The organism is Streptomyces sp. NPDC047079 (assembly GCF_040643755.1).
In the GTDB taxonomy this organism is placed as follows: domain Bacteria; phylum Actinomycetota; class Actinomycetes; order Streptomycetales; family Streptomycetaceae; genus Streptomyces.
In genome coordinates this window covers 1-16,249 of record NZ_JBEYUZ010000018.1, presented here as the reverse complement: position 1 = coordinate 16,249, position 16,249 = coordinate 1, and the positions used below count along the sequence as shown (strand labels likewise).

16 protein-coding genes and 1 tRNA gene are annotated in these 16,249 nt (G+C 70.0%); 7 read left to right on the top strand and 10 right to left on the bottom strand.

The annotated features are described in order from the left end of the window. Positions 1-33 precede the first annotated feature (33 nt). From ABZ823_RS22365 to nth, 3 genes are all read right to left on the bottom strand, one after another. On the bottom strand, positions 34-1,233 hold the full coding sequence (locus ABZ823_RS22365) for a MarP family serine protease (protein WP_361663051.1): 1,200 nt from the start codon (positions 1,231-1,233) through the stop codon (positions 34-36). A gap of 120 nt (positions 1,234-1,353) precedes the next feature. Further along, on the bottom strand, positions 1,354-2,067 hold the full coding sequence (locus ABZ823_RS22360; protein WP_361663048.1) for a CoA pyrophosphatase: 714 nt from the start codon (positions 2,065-2,067) through the stop codon (positions 1,354-1,356). 196 nt (positions 2,068-2,263) lie between these two features. Further along, positions 2,264-3,499, bottom strand: a complete 1,236-nt coding sequence (nth, locus tag ABZ823_RS22355; RefSeq protein WP_361663045.1) for an endonuclease III — start codon at positions 3,497-3,499, stop codon at positions 2,264-2,266. A gap of 251 nt (positions 3,500-3,750) precedes the next feature. Between nth and ABZ823_RS22350 the strand changes: the two genes are divergently transcribed. Further along, a complete protein-coding gene (locus ABZ823_RS22350; RefSeq protein ID WP_103837943.1) occupies positions 3,751-4,425 on the top strand; it encodes a Crp/Fnr family transcriptional regulator in 675 nt (224 codons plus the stop codon). A gap of 177 nt (positions 4,426-4,602) precedes the next feature. Here ABZ823_RS22350 and ABZ823_RS22345 read toward each other — a convergent pair whose 3' ends face one another. The 4 genes from ABZ823_RS22345 to ABZ823_RS22330 form a co-directional block, all read right to left on the bottom strand. After that, on the bottom strand, positions 4,603-5,433 hold the full coding sequence (locus tag ABZ823_RS22345) for an MBL fold metallo-hydrolase (RefSeq protein WP_361663042.1): 831 nt from the start codon (positions 5,431-5,433) through the stop codon (positions 4,603-4,605). 25 nt (positions 5,434-5,458) lie between these two features. Next, positions 5,459-6,328: an NUDIX hydrolase gene (locus ABZ823_RS22340; protein WP_361663040.1), complete on the bottom strand. Its 870-nt coding sequence runs from the start codon at positions 6,326-6,328 to the stop codon at positions 5,459-5,461. 196 nt (positions 6,329-6,524) lie between these two features. Further along, a complete protein-coding gene (locus ABZ823_RS22335) occupies positions 6,525-6,992 on the bottom strand; it encodes a RidA family protein (protein ID WP_361663037.1) in 468 nt (155 codons plus the stop codon). Further along, positions 6,989-7,150: a DUF4177 domain-containing protein gene (locus tag ABZ823_RS22330; protein WP_003975360.1), complete on the bottom strand. Its 162-nt coding sequence runs from the start codon at positions 7,148-7,150 to the stop codon at positions 6,989-6,991. Before ABZ823_RS22330 ends, ABZ823_RS22335 begins: the two co-directional genes overlap by 4 nt. Before the next feature lie 241 nt (positions 7,151-7,391). Between ABZ823_RS22330 and ABZ823_RS22325 the strand changes: the two genes are divergently transcribed. Both ABZ823_RS22325 and ABZ823_RS22320 read left to right on the top strand, forming a co-directional pair. Continuing rightward, a complete protein-coding gene (locus ABZ823_RS22325; RefSeq protein ID WP_361663034.1) occupies positions 7,392-8,369 on the top strand; it encodes an ArsA-related P-loop ATPase in 978 nt (325 codons plus the stop codon). Next, positions 8,366-9,847 carry an ArsA family ATPase gene (locus tag ABZ823_RS22320; RefSeq protein ID WP_361663031.1) on the top strand — a complete coding sequence of 494 codons (1,482 nt, stop codon included), beginning with the start codon at positions 8,366-8,368 and terminating at the stop codon, positions 9,845-9,847. Before ABZ823_RS22325 ends, ABZ823_RS22320 begins: the two co-directional genes overlap by 4 nt. Before the next feature lie 269 nt (positions 9,848-10,116). On the opposite strand, the gene ABZ823_RS22315 is transcribed toward ABZ823_RS22320, so the two are convergent. Beyond that, positions 10,117-10,455: a WhiB family transcriptional regulator gene (locus ABZ823_RS22315; RefSeq protein WP_360984378.1), complete on the bottom strand. Its 339-nt coding sequence runs from the start codon at positions 10,453-10,455 to the stop codon at positions 10,117-10,119. 408 nt (positions 10,456-10,863) lie between these two features. Between ABZ823_RS22315 and ABZ823_RS22310 the strand changes: the two genes are divergently transcribed. Further along, the gene (locus tag ABZ823_RS22310; protein ID WP_361663028.1) at positions 10,864-13,203 is read left to right on the top strand and encodes a transglycosylase domain-containing protein; all 2,340 of its coding nucleotides are present in this window, start codon (positions 10,864-10,866) and stop codon (positions 13,201-13,203) included. A 106-nt stretch (positions 13,204-13,309) separates the two neighbouring features. Here ABZ823_RS22310 and ABZ823_RS22305 read toward each other — a convergent pair whose 3' ends face one another. Continuing rightward, positions 13,310-13,777 (bottom strand): GatB/YqeY domain-containing protein, encoded by a 468-nt coding sequence (locus tag ABZ823_RS22305; protein ID WP_361663025.1) that lies wholly within the window; start codon positions 13,775-13,777, stop codon positions 13,310-13,312. Positions 13,778-14,019: 242 nt separating this feature from the next. On the opposite strand from ABZ823_RS22305, the gene ABZ823_RS22300 reads away from it, so the two are divergent. From ABZ823_RS22300 to ABZ823_RS22290, 3 genes are all read left to right on the top strand, one after another. Next, positions 14,020-14,946 carry a metallophosphoesterase gene (locus ABZ823_RS22300; protein ID WP_361663022.1) on the top strand — a complete coding sequence of 309 codons (927 nt, stop codon included), beginning with the start codon at positions 14,020-14,022 and terminating at the stop codon, positions 14,944-14,946. 99 nt (positions 14,947-15,045) lie between these two features. Continuing rightward, positions 15,046-15,831: a Pr6Pr family membrane protein gene (locus ABZ823_RS22295; protein WP_361663019.1), complete on the top strand. Its 786-nt coding sequence runs from the start codon at positions 15,046-15,048 to the stop codon at positions 15,829-15,831. Between the two features lie 33 nt (positions 15,832-15,864). Beyond that, a tRNA-Pro gene (locus ABZ823_RS22290) sits at positions 15,865-15,938 on the top strand. A 117-nt stretch (positions 15,939-16,055) separates the two neighbouring features. On the opposite strand, the gene ABZ823_RS22285 is transcribed toward ABZ823_RS22290, so the two are convergent. Continuing rightward, positions 16,056-16,249 (bottom strand): IS3 family transposase (locus ABZ823_RS22285; RefSeq protein WP_361663016.1); only part of this gene is annotated, 194 nt, incomplete at its 5' end.

Below are 16,249 nucleotides of genomic sequence, written 5' to 3'. Positions count from 1 at the left end.
GGGCCCGGAAGCGGCCCGCGCGGCTCTCCGGCATCACAGCGCGCAGCTGTCGCTGTCCACCTGCTGGTTCGCCGTACGCCCCTTTGCGATGTCCTCCCGGACCTCGTCCGCGGTGAGCGCGTACCCCGTGTCGGCATCGTCGAGGGACTTGGCGAAGACCACCCCGTAGACCCTGCCTTCGGTCGTCAGCAGCGGGCCGCCGGAGTTCCCCTGGCGGACGGTCGCGTACAGCGAGTACACATCGCGGCGGACCGTACCCCGGTGGTAGATGTCCGGGCCGTTGGCCGTGATGCGGCCGCGGACCCGCGCGGGCTGCACGTTGTACGACCCGTTCTCCGGGAAGCCCGCGACGATCGCGCCGCTGCCGCCGGACGCGTCCGTGGAGGTGAACCGCAGCGCGGGCGCGTTCAGGTCCGGGACGTCGAGTACGGCGATGTCGCGCCGCCAGTCGTACAGCACGACCTTCGCGTCGTACTTCCTGCCCTCGCCGCCTATCTGGACGGTGGGCTCGTCAACGCCGCCGACCACGTGCGCGTTGGTCATGACGCGGCGGTCGCCGAAGACGAAGCCGCTGCCCTCGAGGACCTTCCCGCAGCTCTGCGCGGTGCCCATGACCTTGACGATGGAGCGCTGCGCGCGCGTGGCGACCGCGCTTGTCGCGAGGGCCGGGTCGGGCGGCCGGACCTCGGTGATGGGTTCGTTCACGAACGGGCTGAAGACCTGCGGGAAGCCGTTCTGCGCGAGCACCGAGGAGAAGTCCGCGAACCAGGTGTTCGCCTGTACGGGCAGGGTGCGGGAGACCCCGAGGAGTACCTTGGAGCTGCGCACCTCCTTACCGAGCGTGGGCAGCGTCGTGCCGGCTAGGGCGGAGCCGATCAGCCAGGCGACCAGGAGCATCGCCACCACGTTGACGAGCGCGCCCCCCGTGGCGTCCAGGGCGCGGGCCGGGGACCAGGTGATGTGCCGGCGCAGCTTGTTGCCGAGATGGGTGGTCAGGGCCTGGCCGACGGAGGCGCAGACGATCACCACGACGACGGCGACCACCGCGGCGGTCGTGCTCACCTTGGCGCCGTCGGTGACGCTGTCCCAGATGACCGGGAGCAGATAGACCGCGACGAGACCGCCGCCGAGGAATCCGATCACCGAGAGGATGCCGACGACGAAGCCTTGGCGATAGCCCACGATCGCGAACCACACGGCGGCGACCAGCAACAGGATGTCCAGCACGTTCACTGCTTGTAGCCTCGCCTCGTCACTTTCCGGTCGCCGTCATCCGGCCGGAGGTCCGGCCCGTCGCGCAACGGCAACGGGGCACAGCATCCCCCGGAAAGCCACAGCGCAGAGGCCACCTTGTCATGAGCGCCAGTCGAGCGGGACCTGCTTGTCGCGGTCCCAGGGGCGCTCCCAGCCCGCGTAGTGCAGCAGGCGGTCGATGACTCCGGCGGTGAAGCCCCAGACAAGAGCCGATTCGACCAGGAATGCCGGGCCTCGGTGCCCACTGGGGTGCAGCGCGGTGGCTCTGTTGGCCGGATCCGTGAGATCCGCCACGGGGACGGTGAAGACCCGCGCCGTCTCGTTCGGATCGACGACTCCCACCGGGCTTCTCTCGCGCCACCAGCCGAGGACGGGCGTCACGACGAAGCCGCTCACCGGGATGTACAGCTTGGGGAGCACACCGAAGAGCTGGACGCCCGCCGGATCGAGTCCCGTCTCCTCCTCGGCCTCGCGGAGGGCGGCCCGCAGCGGCCCCTCGGCCTTCGGGTCGCCGTCCTCCGGATCGAGGGCGCCACCGGGGAACGAGGGCTGCCCTGCGTGCGAGCGCAGGGAGCTGGCGCGCTCCATCAGCAGCAGCTCCGGGCCACGGTCGCCCTCGCCGAAGAGGATCAGCACGGCCGACTGGCGCCCCGCGCCGTCCTCAGGCGGCAGGAAGCGGCTGAGCTGGAGCGGCTCGACGGTCCGGACGACCCCCACGACCGGGTCGAGCCAGCCGGGCAGGCCCTCCGTGCTCAGCCGCAGTCGCCGGCTGTCCGTGTCGCTCATGTGGTCCGTATCGCTCGCGTGCGTCATCGCCACCCCCGTTCTGCCGATCCCAACGCCCGCGGGACCACGGATCGTTCCGCACATCCCTCGTGTGGGTGTCCGATCACCCGGCCCGGTGGACACGGTCCCACCCCCTCCGCAGGGCGGCGCCTCATTCCCGGGGCATGCACCGGCGCGCGCCCCGGGGCATGCACCAGTGCACGCGCCGGCCGGCGCTCGGGCCTCACCTGGCCCCCAGCGGCGGCGCCGGGACGCCGCCCGCGTCCAGATACGCCTGCGGTGGCTTCAGCCGCTGCCCGGGGAAGCCGCCCTTCTCGTACTTCAGAAGCTTCTTCGCCTTCTCCGGATCGGTCTCGCCCTCGCCGTACGCCGGGCAGAGCGGGGCGATCGGGCATGCCCCGCAGGCCGGCTTGCGGGCGTGGCAGATGCGGCGGCCATGAAAGATCACGTAGTGCGAGAGCATCGTCCACTCGCTCTTCGGGAAGAGCGCGCCGACGGCCGCCTCGATCTTGTCCGGGTCCGTCTCGTCGGTCCACTGCCAGCGGCGGACGAGCCGCTGGAAGTGCGTGTCCACGGTGATGCCGGGGTGGCCGAAGGCGTTGCCGAGCACCACGAAGGCGGTCTTGCGGCCGACGCCGGGGAGTTTGACGAGATCCTCCAGACGGCCGGGGACCTCACCGCCGAACTCCTCCACCAGGGCCTTGGAGAGCCCGATCACCGACTTGGTCTTGGCCCGGAAGAAGCCTGTCGGCCGCAGGATCTCCTCGACTTCCTCGGGGTTGGCCGCCGCGAGGTCCTCGGGGGTCGGGTACTTGGCGAAGAGCGCCGGGGTGGTCTGGTTCACCCGCAGGTCGGTGGTCTGCGCGGACAGGACCGTCGCGACGATCAGCTGGAAGGGGTTCTCGAAGTCCAGTTCCGGGTGGGCGTACGGGTACGCCTCGGCGAGCTCGCGGTTGATCCGGCGGGCCCGGCGGACGAGGGCGGTCCGGGACTCGTTCCCCGGGGGCTCGGGGGCGACGGTCCTGGCAGGGGCGACGTGCTCGACGGCGACGGTGACCTTCTTGGCGACGGCCTCGACGTGCGCCGCCTTCCTGGCCACCTTTTTCGCGGGGGCCACCTTTTTCGCGGGGGCCACCTTCTTCGCGCGCGTCGCCTGTTTCCCGGGCGAGGTCTTCGCAGCCGGAGAAGTCTTCTTGGCAGTCGCCTTCCCAGGCGCCGCCTTCTTGACGGCGGCCTTCTTGGCAGCGGTCTTCCCGGAGGCGGTCTTCTTTGCGGGAGACTCCCCGGAGGCGGCCCTCTTGGCGACAGCCTTCTTGGCAGGCCTCTCCTCAGCGGCGGCCTTCCCGGCAGGCGTCTTCGTCGGCGCCTGCTCCGGCGGCGCCGATTTTTCCTGCTTCGGTGCTTTCCTTCCACCCGCGGCGCCGTGTTCGCCGACAGCGGAATCGCGACGTACAACCACCCGCCCAGCCCCCTTGGCCTGTGTTCTCACCGGCGATTTGGACACTCGGCCAGCCTAAGGCCAGGCACCGACATCCGCCCCGGAGCCCACGGATCGGGCCACGATCGGACCCCTGCCGCGTACCCCGGCACATCGGTGCGGCATCCTTGTGACAGATCACACTGTTTGGACCGTCCGGCAAAATGGGGAACACGGTCCCCTGGTATCCGGGGGAGCAAGATCCCCTGAGCAGGTCGACAAGGAGAGAACTCGTGGACGACGTTCTGCGGCGCGCCCCGCTCTTCGCGGCGCTCGATGACGAGCAGGCCGCGGAGCTCCGCGCCTCCATGAGTGAGGTGACCCTCGCCCGCGGCGACTCGCTGTTCCACGAGGGCGACCCCGGCGACCGCCTGTACGTGGTCATGGAAGGCAAGGTCAAGCTCCACCGCACCTCGCCCGACGGCCGCGAGAACATGCTTGCGGTGCTCGGCCCCGGTGAGCTGATCGGCGAGCTGTCGCTGTTCGACCCGGGCCCGCGCACGGCGACGGCCACCGCGCTGACCGAGGTCAAGCTGCTGGGCCTGGGCCACGGCGACCTCCAGCCGTGGCTGAACGCGCGGCCCGAGGTGGCCGCCGCGCTGCTGCGCGCGGTGGCCCGGCGACTGCGCAAGACCAACGACCAGATGTCCGACCTGGTCTTCTCCGATGTGCCCGGCCGCGTGGCCCGCGCGCTGCTGGACCTCTCGCGCCGGTTCGGCGTGCAGTCCGAAGAGGGCATCCACGTGGTGCACGACCTCACCCAGGAGGAGCTGGCCCAGCTGGTCGGCGCCTCGCGCGAGACCGTGAACAAGGCCCTGGCGGACTTCGCCCAGCGCGGCTGGCTCCGCCTCGAGGCGCGCGCGGTGATCCTGCTGGACGTGGAGCGGCTGGCCAAGCGCTCCCGCTGACGCCCGGCCCGGGCCGTAGTACGACTGTGGGCCCCGTCCTCCGAGGAGGCGGGGCCTGTTGTCGTCCATCGCCCGGTCGCCTCTACGGGGGCACCGGCACAGGTGGCTCGCCGAGAAGGACGCGCGCGTACACGGCCCCGAAGCGCCCCGGCCCTGTCCGGGCCCGCCCCGCGGCACTCAGATCAGGCCATGTTCCCTGAGGTAGTCCATCTGCGCCCGTACCGACATCTCGGCCGCCGGCCACAGGGAGCGGTCCACGTCCGCGTACACATGGGCCACGACCTCGGCCGCCGTGCGGTGGCCGTCCTCGACCGCCGTCTCGACCTGGGCGAGGCGGTGGGCCCGGTGGGCGAGGTAGTACTCGACGGCGCCCTGGGCGTCCTCCAGGACGGGCCCATGGCCGGGGAGCACCGTGTGGACGCCGTCGTCGACCGTGAGCGACCGCAGCCGCCGCAGGGAGTCCAGATAGTCCCCCAGGCGGCCGTCAGGGTGCGCCACGACCGTCGTACCGCGGCCCAGGATGGTGTCACCGGTCAGGACGGCCCGGTCGGCCGGGAGGTGGAAGCACAGGGAGTCGGCGGTGTGGCCCGGCGTCGGCACGACCCGCAGCTCGAGGCCGCCCACGACGACCACGTCCCCGTGTCCGAGTCCCTCGTCGCCGAGCCGCAGCGCCGGGTCCAGGGCGCGCACCTTGGTGCGCGTCAGCTCGGCGAACCGTGCGGCCCCCGCCGCATGGTCCGGGTGACCGTGCGTGAGCAGGGTGAGCGCGATCCGTCTGCCCGACTTCTCCGCCGTTTCGATCACCTTGCGCAGATGACCGTCGTCGAGCGGGCCGGGGTCGATCACCACCGCCAGCTCGGAGTCGGGCTCGGAGACTATCCAGGTGTTCGTGCCGTCCAGAGTCATCGCCGACGCGTTCGGGGCGAGGACGTTGACGGCACGTTCGGTGGCGAGACCGGAAAGGACCCCGCCGCGCGGCTGGCCGGGGAGTGCTGCGGCGTCCGTCATGCGGGGGAACCCTCCGTCGCGTAGGTCATGCGGGTGCTCCACCCGTCGGGATGTGCTTGGTGAACTCGTCATGACCGGGCCAGACCAGGACGACCTGGCCGTCCTCCAGGTGGGCCCTGGCCAGCACCGGGGCCAGATCGCGGCCGGGCGCGGCCTCCAGCGCGTCGGCGGCGGTGGCGTACGGCAACAGCTGGCGCAGGGTCGCGACGGTCGGCGGCATCATCAGCAGCTCGCCCTTGTCGTACGAGGCTGCCGCGTCCCCGGGGCGGATCCACACGGTGCGGTCGGCCTCCGTGGAGGCGTTGCGGGTGCGCTGCCCTTCGGGGAGGGCGGCCACGAAGAACCAGGTGTCGTAGCGACGGGGCTCGAACTCGGGTGTGATCCAGCGGGTCCACGCGCCGAGCAGGTCGGAGCGCAGGACGAGTCCCCGGCGGTCGAGGAACTCGGCGAACGAGAGGTCGCGGGCGACCAGGGACGCACGGTCCGCCTCCCAGTCCGCGCCCGTGGTGTCCCCGACGACCGTGTCCGGGGTGGGGCCGGCGAGCAGGACGCCGGCCTCCTCGTACGTCTCTCGTACGGCGGCGCAGACGATGGCCTGGGCGGACGTCTCGTCGACGTCCAGGCGATCCGCCCACCACGCGCGCGTGGGGCCCGCCCAGCCGATCCGGCGGTCGTGGTCGCGCGGGTCGACACCGCCGCCCGGGTAGGCGTACGCGCCTCCGGCGAAGGCCATGGAGGCGCGTCTGCGCAGCATGTGGACGCCCAGGGCGCCGTCGGTGTCCCTCAGGAGCATGACGGTGGCCGCGCGTTTCGGCGTGACCGGGGTGAGCGTGCCCTCCGCGAGCGCGCGGATCCGTGTCGGCCACTCCGGTGGAAACCACTGCCCATTCGCCATGGGCGGAGGCTATCCCTTAGTGCGCGGATGTTCGAGAGGCAATGATCGCCGCTCCCGGCGGGCCACCGGCCGCACCCGGGGAAGCCGCCCGAACGGCGCCCTCAGAAGGCGCGACCGAGGAGCCATCGAGACACGGACCGAAAGCCCCCGAGGAGCCATCGAGGCGCCCTGGAGGCGCGATTTCAGGCAGGCGCGATCACGCCTCCGTCAGCTCCACCTGGATCTCCACCTCGACCGGCGCGTCCAAGGGGAGCACCGCCACGCCGACCGCGCTGCGGGCGTGCACGCCCCTGTCGCCGAGGACCTCGCCGAGCAGTTCGCTGGCGCCGTTGACGACGCCCGGCTGGCCCGTGAAGTCCGCGGCCGACGCCACGAAGCCCACGACCTTCACCACGCGCGCGATGCGGTCCAGGTCACCCGCGACGGACTTCACTGCGGCCAGCGCGTTCAGCGCACACGTACGGGCCAGGTCCTTGGCCTCCTCGGCGGTGACCTCGGCGCCGACCTTCCCGGTCACCGGAAGCTTGCCGTCCACCATCGGAAGCTGGCCGGCGGTGTACACATACACCCCGGACTGCACGGCGGGCCGGTAGGCGGCCAGCGGAGGTACGACCTCCGGGAGCGTCAGCCCGAGTTCGGCGATCCGGGACTCGACCGCGCTCATGCCTGCTTCTCCCGCTTCAGGTAGGCCACCAGCTGCTCGGGGTTGTTCGGCCCGGGCACGACCTGGACGAGCTCCCAGCCGTCCTCGCCCCAGGTGTCCAGAATCTGCTTCGTGGCATGGACGAGCAGCGGCACGGTTGCGTATTCCCACTTGGTCATGGGCCGACTGTAGCCGCTGAGGCGCCCGGGGCATGCGGCCGACCACGGGCCCGTGCGCACAAGACCTGCGGCCGGACATAAGCCGAGGTGACCGGGGCGACAGGGGCACGCGGGCCGAAGGCGCCCCGGCATGCGGGCCGACGCCGGGACCCCTTGCGCACCCCGGCGTGTGGCCGACTGTGACCGGCGTTGTCCACAGCCTCCCGCGTAGCTCGCGCGCGGACTGGTTAGGCTCGAAGACGTGAGCAGGCTCCAGGTCGTCAGCGGCAAGGGCGGTACCGGTAAGACCACGGTCGCCGCGGCACTCGCGCTCGCCCTCGCGACCGAGGGCAAGCGCACCCTTCTCGTCGAGGTCGAAGGCAGACAAGGCATCGCACAACTCTTCGAAACGGAAGCGCTTCCGTACGAGGAGCGCAAGATCGCCGTGGCGCCGGGCGGCGGCGAGGTCTACGCGCTGGCCATCGACCCCGAATTGGCCCTTCTGGACTACCTCCAGATGTTCTACAAACTCGGCGGCGCGGGACGGGCCCTGAAGAAGCTCGGCGCCATCGACTTCGCCACCACCATCGCGCCCGGCCTGAGGGACGTACTCCTCACGGGCAAGGCGTGCGAGGCGGTCCGCAGGAAGGACAAGGGCGGCCGGTTCGCGTACGACTACGTGGTGATGGACGCACCCCCCACCGGACGCATCACCCGCTTCCTGAACGTGAACGACGAGGTGGCGGGCCTCGCCAAGATCGGCCCGATACACAATCAGGCGCAGGCCGTGATGCGGGTGCTGAAGTCCCCGGAGACGGCCGTTCACATGGTGACGCTCCTGGAGGAGATGCCCGTCCAGGAGACCTCGGACGGAATCACGGAACTGCGCGCCGCGAACCTGCCGGTGGGCCGGATCATCGTGAACATGGTGCGGCCCGCCGTCCTGGACGAGTCGGAGCTGGACCTGGCGCACACCCTGCCGAGGACGGCCCTCGCCAAGGCCCTGTCGGACGCCGGGCTCGGCGGTGCGCGCCGCGGCGGACTCGCGGAGCGGCTGGTGGACCCGCTCCTGAAGCAGGCCGACGAGTACGCGGAACGGTTCGCCCTGGAGCGCGAGCAGCGCGCCGTGCTCACGGACCTCGGTCTGCCGCTGCACGAACTGCCGCTGCTCGCCGAGGGCATGGACCTGGCGGGCCTGTACGAACTGGCCACGGAACTGCGTCAGCAAGGGATCTCATGAGTCCGGACCCGGCCCCCACGCACGACGACAAGGCCTCCAAGGCCCCCACGGCTTCCGCCGCCCCCACGGCGGACACCGTCTCCGCCCCCGATACGGCGTCCGCCGCCGGCACGCCCTTCACGATCGATACCGCCTCCGCGGCGGATACGGCACTCCTCCAGGACACAGGCTCTTTGCGCGCGTTGAAGCACGCACCCGTGCTGGAGGTCGACCCGCTCATCGACGACCCGGACACCCGCATCGTGGTGTGCTGCGGCTCCGGTGGCGTCGGCAAGACGACCACGGCGGCCGCCCTTGGTCTGCGCGCCGCCGAGCGCGGCCGCAAGGTGGTCGTGCTCACCATCGACCCGGCCCGTCGGCTCGCCCAGTCGATGGGTATCGACGCGCTGGACAACAGCCCGCGGCGGGTGAAGGGCATCGACGACACGGCGGGCGGCGAACTGCACGCCATGATGCTCGACATGAAGCGCACCTTCGACGAGATCGTCGAGGCGCACGCGGACCCCGCCCGGGCGGCCGCCATCCTGGGCAACCCCTTCTACCAGTCGCTCTCGGCCGGCTTCGCGGGCACGCAGGAGTACATGGCGATGGAGAAGCTGGGGCAGCTGCGCGCTCGGAACGAGTGGGACCTCGTCGTCGTCGACACACCGCCCTCGCGCTCGGCGCTGGACTTCCTGGACGCCCCCAAACGGCTCGGATCCTTCCTCGACGGCAAGCTGATCCGGGTCCTGATGGCCCCGGCGAAGGTGGGCGGGCGCGCGGGGATGAAGTTCCTGAACGTCGGCATGTCGATGATGACCGGCGTCCTGGGGAAGCTGCTCGGAGGCCAGCTCCTCAAAGACGTCCAGACGTTCGTGGCCGCCATGGACACCCTGTTCGGCGGGTTCCGCACGCGTGCGGACGCCACATACAAGCTGCTGCAGGCGCCGGGCACGGCGTTCCTGGTGGTGGCGGCTCCGGAGCGGGACGCGCTGCGTGAGGCCGCGTACTTCGTGGAGCGGCTGGCCGCCGAGAACATGCCGCTGGCCGGTCTGGTCCTCAACCGCGTGCACGACAGCGACGCCGTTCAGCTGTCGGCCGAGCGGGCGCTCGCCGCCGCCGAAAATCTTGAAGACCCCCGCATTGTGGATCAGCGGGAAGGGAAAGCTGGTCTTCGTAACTCTCCCGACACGTACGGCAGTTCAGAACCCCTCTCATCCGAGGCACCTGTTCCCGACTCAGGCTCCCCCGCCTCCACGGACCAGGCCCGGAACATCGAGCAACTGACCGCGGGCCTGCTGCGGCTGCACGCCGAACGTATGCAGCTGCTCTCCCGCGAGCAGCGCACGCGTGACCGTTTCACCGCCCGCCACCCCGAAGTGGCCGTGGCGGAGGTGGCCGCGCTGCCCGGCGACGTTCACGACCTCGCGGGGCTGCGGGACATCGGGGACCGCCTCGCGGCCAACCGACCGGATTACCCGGAGGAGCGTGAGGCATAGGCGTAGGGGGCATTCGGGTGCCTGCCCTGCTCCCGGTTCGCCTACTACAGCCCACGCCACAGCCGCTCAAGAGCACACCGAAGACACCACCGGCCACCCGCGCCCGAGGGCCGACAGGCTCATCCGGGACAACGGACACCCCACACACTCCTTCGGCCACCAGACTCATCCGGCGAGGAGTGCAAACCAGCCGTACAACAGCACACGAAGCCCTCCGCCGGCGAACGGCCGTTCCTACGGCCGACAGACGCGCCCGGCGGTGAACGCCCTCAGCTCACCGCCGCGTAGTCCTCGTACGCCTCTTCCTCATCGAGGGGCAGCAGGCCCGCTCCACGCTCGTACTCCGTACGCGCGGTCTCCAGCAGGCGACGCCACGAGGTGACGGTCGGCCGCCTGCGCAGCAGTGCGCGGCGCTCCCGCTCCGTCATGCCACCCCACACGCCGAATTCGACACGATTGTCCAGCGCGTCGGCCAGACACTCCGTGCGTACCGGGCATCCGGTGCACACTGCCTTGGCTCTGTTCTGCGCTGCTCCTTGAACGAACAGTTCATCCGGATCGGTAGTGCGGCAGGCCGCCTGCGCACTCCAGTCGGTTACCCAGCCCATACCGGCGCCGTCCTCTCCCGAATCGAGGCTCCCCCACGGCGGCAGCGGCATATTCACCGCCGCCAGTTGAGGACGTTACGGAAGGTGGGGACGGCGCAACACCCCCTGCGGGCCCAATCTTGAATGGTCCGAACGGACTATGGGTAAGCGGCAGATCACCCGGGGGAGTGAGCTGACGACATACGTGACCTTCGAGGAAAACCGGGCAATTCAGTTGCGTCACAACGGACGCCTGGTGACACACAAGGCGGATTCGGACACGCACCCAACAAAAAAGTTGGGGGAACACCGGAACGATTCGGGTTCGCCGGACGTACTTGATACGTGGCCCTGCTGCTGTGACAGTTGGGAGCAGCTTAGGCCAAGGCCTAGACGCGTGTCCGGCGAATCAGAACGTAGGCTGCCCTCATGCCAAAGAAGCGCTCGGGCGGGGGGCTGTCCCCCGTGCAGCAGGCCGCCAAGTTCCTCGGAGTAAGTGTGCTCGCGGGGGCGGTGATGGCCGGCATCGCGCTGCCCGCCGCGGGTGCGCTCGGACTCGCGGCAAAGGGGTCGGTGCAGGGATTCGACGACATCCCGTCCAACCTGAAGAGCCCGCAGCTGAGCCAGCGCACCACCATTCTGGACAGCCAGGGTGGGCAGATCGCCACGGTCTACTCCCGTGACCGCACGGTGGTGGAACTGAAGGACATCTCGCCGTACATGCAGAAGGCGATCGTCGCGATCGAGGACTCGCGGTTCTACCAGCACGGCGCGATCGACCTGAAGGGCGTACTGCGCGCACTGAACCAGAACGCACAGAGCGGAGGAGTGGCGCAGGGCGCCTCCACGCTGACGCAGCAGCTGGTGAAGAACTACTTCGTGGAGGAGGCCGGTGACGACCCGACGAAGGTCGCCCAGGCCACCCAGCAGACCCTCGGCCGCAAGGTCCGCGAGCTGAAGTACGCGATCCAGATCGAGGAGAAGCTCGGGAAGAAGAAGATCCTCGAGAACTATCTGAACATCGCCTTCTTCGGCCAGCAGGCCTACGGCGTGGAGGCCGCCTCCGAACGCTTCTTCTCCAAGCACGCCAAGGACCTCGACCTCCAGGAGTCCGCCCTCCTCGCGGGGCTCGTCCAGTCCCCCACCCGGTACGACCCGGTGAACGACGAGGCCGAGGCCAAGAAGCGGCGCAACGTGGTGCTGCAGCGCATGGCCGAAGTCCACGACATCTCCCAGGCCGAGGCCGACAAGGCCAAGGAGACGCCCCTCGGGCTGAACGTGAGCGAGCCCAAGAACGGCTGCATCACGGCGGTCAAGGGGGCGGGCTTCTTCTGTGACTACGTCCGCGAGGTGTTCCTGAACAACCCGGTTTTCGGCAAGACCAAGGCCGACCGGGCGAAGATCTGGAACCGCGGCGGTCTGACGATCCAGACGACTCTGGACCCGCAGGCCCAGCAGTCGGTGCAGAAGTCGGTCAAGGACCACGTCAACAAGAGTGACGAGGTGGCCACGGCCGCGACCATCGTCGAGCCCGGCACCGGCAAGATCCTCGCGATGGGCCAGTCCCGTCCGTACGGCTTCGGCAAGAACGAGACGCAGATCAACCTCTCGGTCGACAGGTCCATGGGCGGCGGCGCGGGCTACCAGCCCGGTTCGACGTTCAAGCCGATCGTCGCCGCGGCCGCCATAGAGGGCGGCAAGCCGGCGACCCAGGAGTACCCCGCTCCGTACGAGATGGAGTACCCCAGCCCGGTGGCGGCCTGCGACGGCAAGAAGTGGCTGAACTCGGAGAACGCCAAGCTCACCAACGAGAACGAGTCGGAGCACGGCCCGTACGGCATGAAGGAGGCGACCGCCAAGTCGGTCAACACCTACTACGTGCAGCTGATCAGCGACATCGGTATCTGCCCGGTGACCGACATGGCCGCGAAGATGGGCGTGAGCCGTGCGGACGGACTGAAGATCGACCAGGCACCGTCGATCGCCCTCGGCACCCAGGAGATGTCGCCGTTGACGATGGCGAGCGCGTACGCGACCTTCGCCGACCGCGGCACGTACTGCACGCCCGTCGCCATCGAGTCGATCACACAGGCCGTCGGCAACCAGAAGAGGTCGCTGGCCGTCCCGAAGTCGAAGTGCTCGCGCGCGATGTCGGAGACCACCGCGGACACGATCAACACGATCCTCAAGGGCGTGGTGGAGGACGGTACGGGAACGCAGGCCGGTCTCGGAAGCCGTCCCAGCGCGGGCAAGACCGGTACGACGGACTTCCGCTACGCGGCCTGGTTCGTCGGCTACACGCCGAACATGGCGGGCGCGGTCTGGGTCGGCGACCCGGCGCACGAGCGGCGCATGGTCAACATCACCATCGGCGGCACCTCCTACGCCAAGGTCTACGGCGGCCAGGTCCCGGGTCCGATCTGGCGCGACATGATGTCGGGCGCGCTGGCGGGCAAGCCGGTCCAGGACTTCAACCTCGTCGACATCCCCGACAGCAACAGCAACAGGGACGCGGGGCAGGGCGACCAGGGGAACGGCAACGGAAACGGGGATGGGCACGGCAACGACAACGGCGGGCAGGACGCCGGCGGACTCGTCGGCGGGCTGATCGGCGGCCTGGGCACCGGAGGGACCAACGGAGGGACCAACGGGGCGACGACCGGAGCGACCGCCGGCGGCACGTTTCCGTCGCCTTCCTTCTCCCTCCCGGCGGGATGGTTCCAGGGCAATGGAAACGGAGGGAACGGCAACGGCAGGCGGCGGGGGTAGCCCCGCTCAGAACCGCGGACGTCGGCGACCCGTACGACGACGGGGGCGCCCCTCAACCGGAGGGGCGCCCCCGCTGTCTCAAGCGCCGGGGCGAGGGGTGGGCGGGTCAGCTGCCCGCGAGGAGCTGCTTGACGACGGCGGCGACGCGTCCGCCCTCCGCCTGGCCCGCTACCTTCGGGTTCACGATCTTCATGACCTGGCCCATGGCGCGCGGGCCCTCGGCGCCCGCCGCCTTCGCCTCCTCCACGGCCTGGGCGACGATCTGCCGCAGCTCGTCGTCGGACAGCTGCTTGGGCAGGTACGCGGCGAGCACCTCGCCCTCCGCCTTCTCCCGCTCGGCCTGCCCGGTGCGCCCGCCCTGCGCGAAGGCGTCGGCGGCCTCACGGCGCTTCTTCGCCTCGCGGGTGATCACCTTGGTGACCTCCTCGTCGGAGAGCTCGCGCTTCTCCTTGCCCGCGACCTCTTCCTTGGTGATCGCGGCGAGCGTCAGCCGGAGCGTCGAGGAGCGGAGCTCGTCGCGCTCCTTGATCGCGGCGTTGAGGTCTTCCTGCAGCTTCGACTTGAGCGTGGTCATGGCTCCGATTGTCGCAGGTGTGCCGGGGCGACCGCCCCATGATTTCCGGTGGCGCGGGAGTGGTGCCCGTAATCTCCGGCCGGCGGGAGTGGTTCGCCGTCACTTCCGGTGGCGCGGGGTGAAGTGCGCCGTCACTTCCGGCGGGACGAGAGTGGGGTGCGTCTCCGCTCCACCGTCTGCCGTTTGGCGGGGTTGTCCACAGGTGGGGGCGTGGCGTGCCGTGGTTCTGACACGATGGTCGTATGCGCGCGCGATACGGAGTGCCCCTGGGAATGACGGCGGTCGCCGCCGCCGGACTGCTGTACTCGGCCGGGTTCGAGGCCCGTTCCTTCCGGCTGCGCCGGGTGACGGTCCCGGTGCTGCCGCCGGGCATGCGCCCGCTGCGTGTGCTCCAGGTCTCCGACATCCACATGGTGAACGGTCAGCGCAAGAAGCAGCGGTGGCTGCGCTCGCTGGCGGGACTGCGCCCGGACTTCGTGATCAACACCGGGGACAACCTCTCCGACACCGAGGGCGTGCCGGAGGTGCTGGACGCGCTGGGCCCGCTGATGGAATTCCCGGGGGCGTACGTCTTCGGGTCGAACGACTACTACGGCCCCAGACTCCGCAACCCCGCCCGCTACTTGGTGGAGAAGGTGAGGGGGAGCCACGGTCTGAACGGCAATCCGCCCGTGGTCGGCGCCATCCACAACCCCTGGGAGGATCTGCGGGACGGCTTCGACACGGCCGGCTGGCTGAACCTGACGAACACACGGGGCACGCTGAAGGTCGAGGGCCTGGAGATCGAGCTGACGGGCCTGGACGACCCGCACATCAAGCGCGACCGGTACGCGCGGGTGGCGGGCGGCCCCTCCGCGTCGGCCGACTTCTCGATGGGCGTGGTCCACGCGCCGTATCTGCGCACCCTGGACGCGTTCACCGCGGACGGCTACCCGCTGGTCCTCGCGGGCCACACCCACGGCGGCCAGCTGTGCATCCCCTTCTACGGCGCCCTGGTCACCAACTGCGACCTGGACACGGACCGGGTGAAGGGCCTGTCCCGGCACACAGCGGAGGGTCGCACCTCGTATCTGCACGTGTCGGCGGGCTGCGGTACGAACCGCTACACGCCGGTACGGTTCGCGTGCCCGCCGGAGGCGACGCTGCTGACGCTGGTGGGGAGGGAGTAGCCGGGGCGAGGCTCAATGAGAAGGGGGCGGCGGCCGGCGCCGTAACCCGCCTGGGCCACCCGTATCGCCCGTTATGCCCGGTCTGCTTAGCGTGAGGACATGATCGGGCCGCTCCCCAAGGACATCCCGGACCTCCCCGCAGTGCCGGGCGTGCCGACACTGCTGCCGTCCGCCGTTCCCGCCACCGCCGTGGTGGCCGTCGTACACCGCCCGAAGGTGGCCTTGTACCGCCTGATGGTGGCCCTGACGGCTGCCGCCGCGGTGGCCGTGGACCTGCGGCTCGGCAACCCGGCGCGGGTGCTGAGCTACTTCACCATCCAGGTCGACGTACTGCTCGCGCTCGTCCTCGTCCTGTCGGCGTGGCGGGCGTGGACGGCCCACCGCCCGCTCCCCGCCCTGGTGACCGGGGGCACGGTCTTCTACGCCTTGATCTCGAGCCTCGTCTACCACGTCCTCCTGGTGAACGAACCGGGCCCCTTCTCCATGACCGGCCAGACCGGCCCGCCCACGGGCTGGTCGGCGCTCACCAACCAGATCCTGCACACGCTGATCCCGCTCGCGGCACTCCTCGACTGGCTGCTGCTGACAAGCCCGGCCCCACTGGGCCTGCGACAGGCGAGAACGTGGCTGCTGTACCCCCTGGCCTACCTGATCTTCTCCCTGGCCCGCGGAGAGTACCTCCCACCGGGCACGCCGGAGCGCTACCTCTACCCGTTCCTGGACGCCGGCCGGCTCGGCTACAGGAGCGTCCTCGCCAACGCGCTCCTGCTCGGACTGGCCTTCTTCGCCCTGGCCCTCCTCATGGTCGCCGCCGACCACCTGCGCCCGGACCCCACCCGCCGCCGCACGAAAACCGGATTTCGTCTCCAGCCGCCAGTGGGCTAAAGTAAACGTCGTCGCCGCGGCAAGCAGCGACATCGGGGTGTAGCGCAGCTTGGCAGCGCGCTTCGTTCGGGACGAAGAGGTCGTGGGTTCAAATCCCGCCACCCCGACAGAGAAACACCAGGTCAGGCCCGGTGCTGAGACATCAGCACCGGGCCTGATTTGCGTTGCGACCCCGTTTTGGGAGCCACTTGGGAGTGTCAATCCCCTCGCAGCGTGGAGACGATCTATGCGGCCAGTCCCTCGGCAAGGGTGGCCCGGTAGTCACGTTCGTAGTCGATCGGGCTCTTGAACCCGCACACGCTGTGTAGCCGCCTGGTGTTGTAGAAGTCGGTGATCCAGGTGGCGATCCTGATGCGGGCCTCGGTGCGGGTGCGGAAGGTGTGCCGGTGCACGTACTCGACCTTGAGCACGCTGTTGA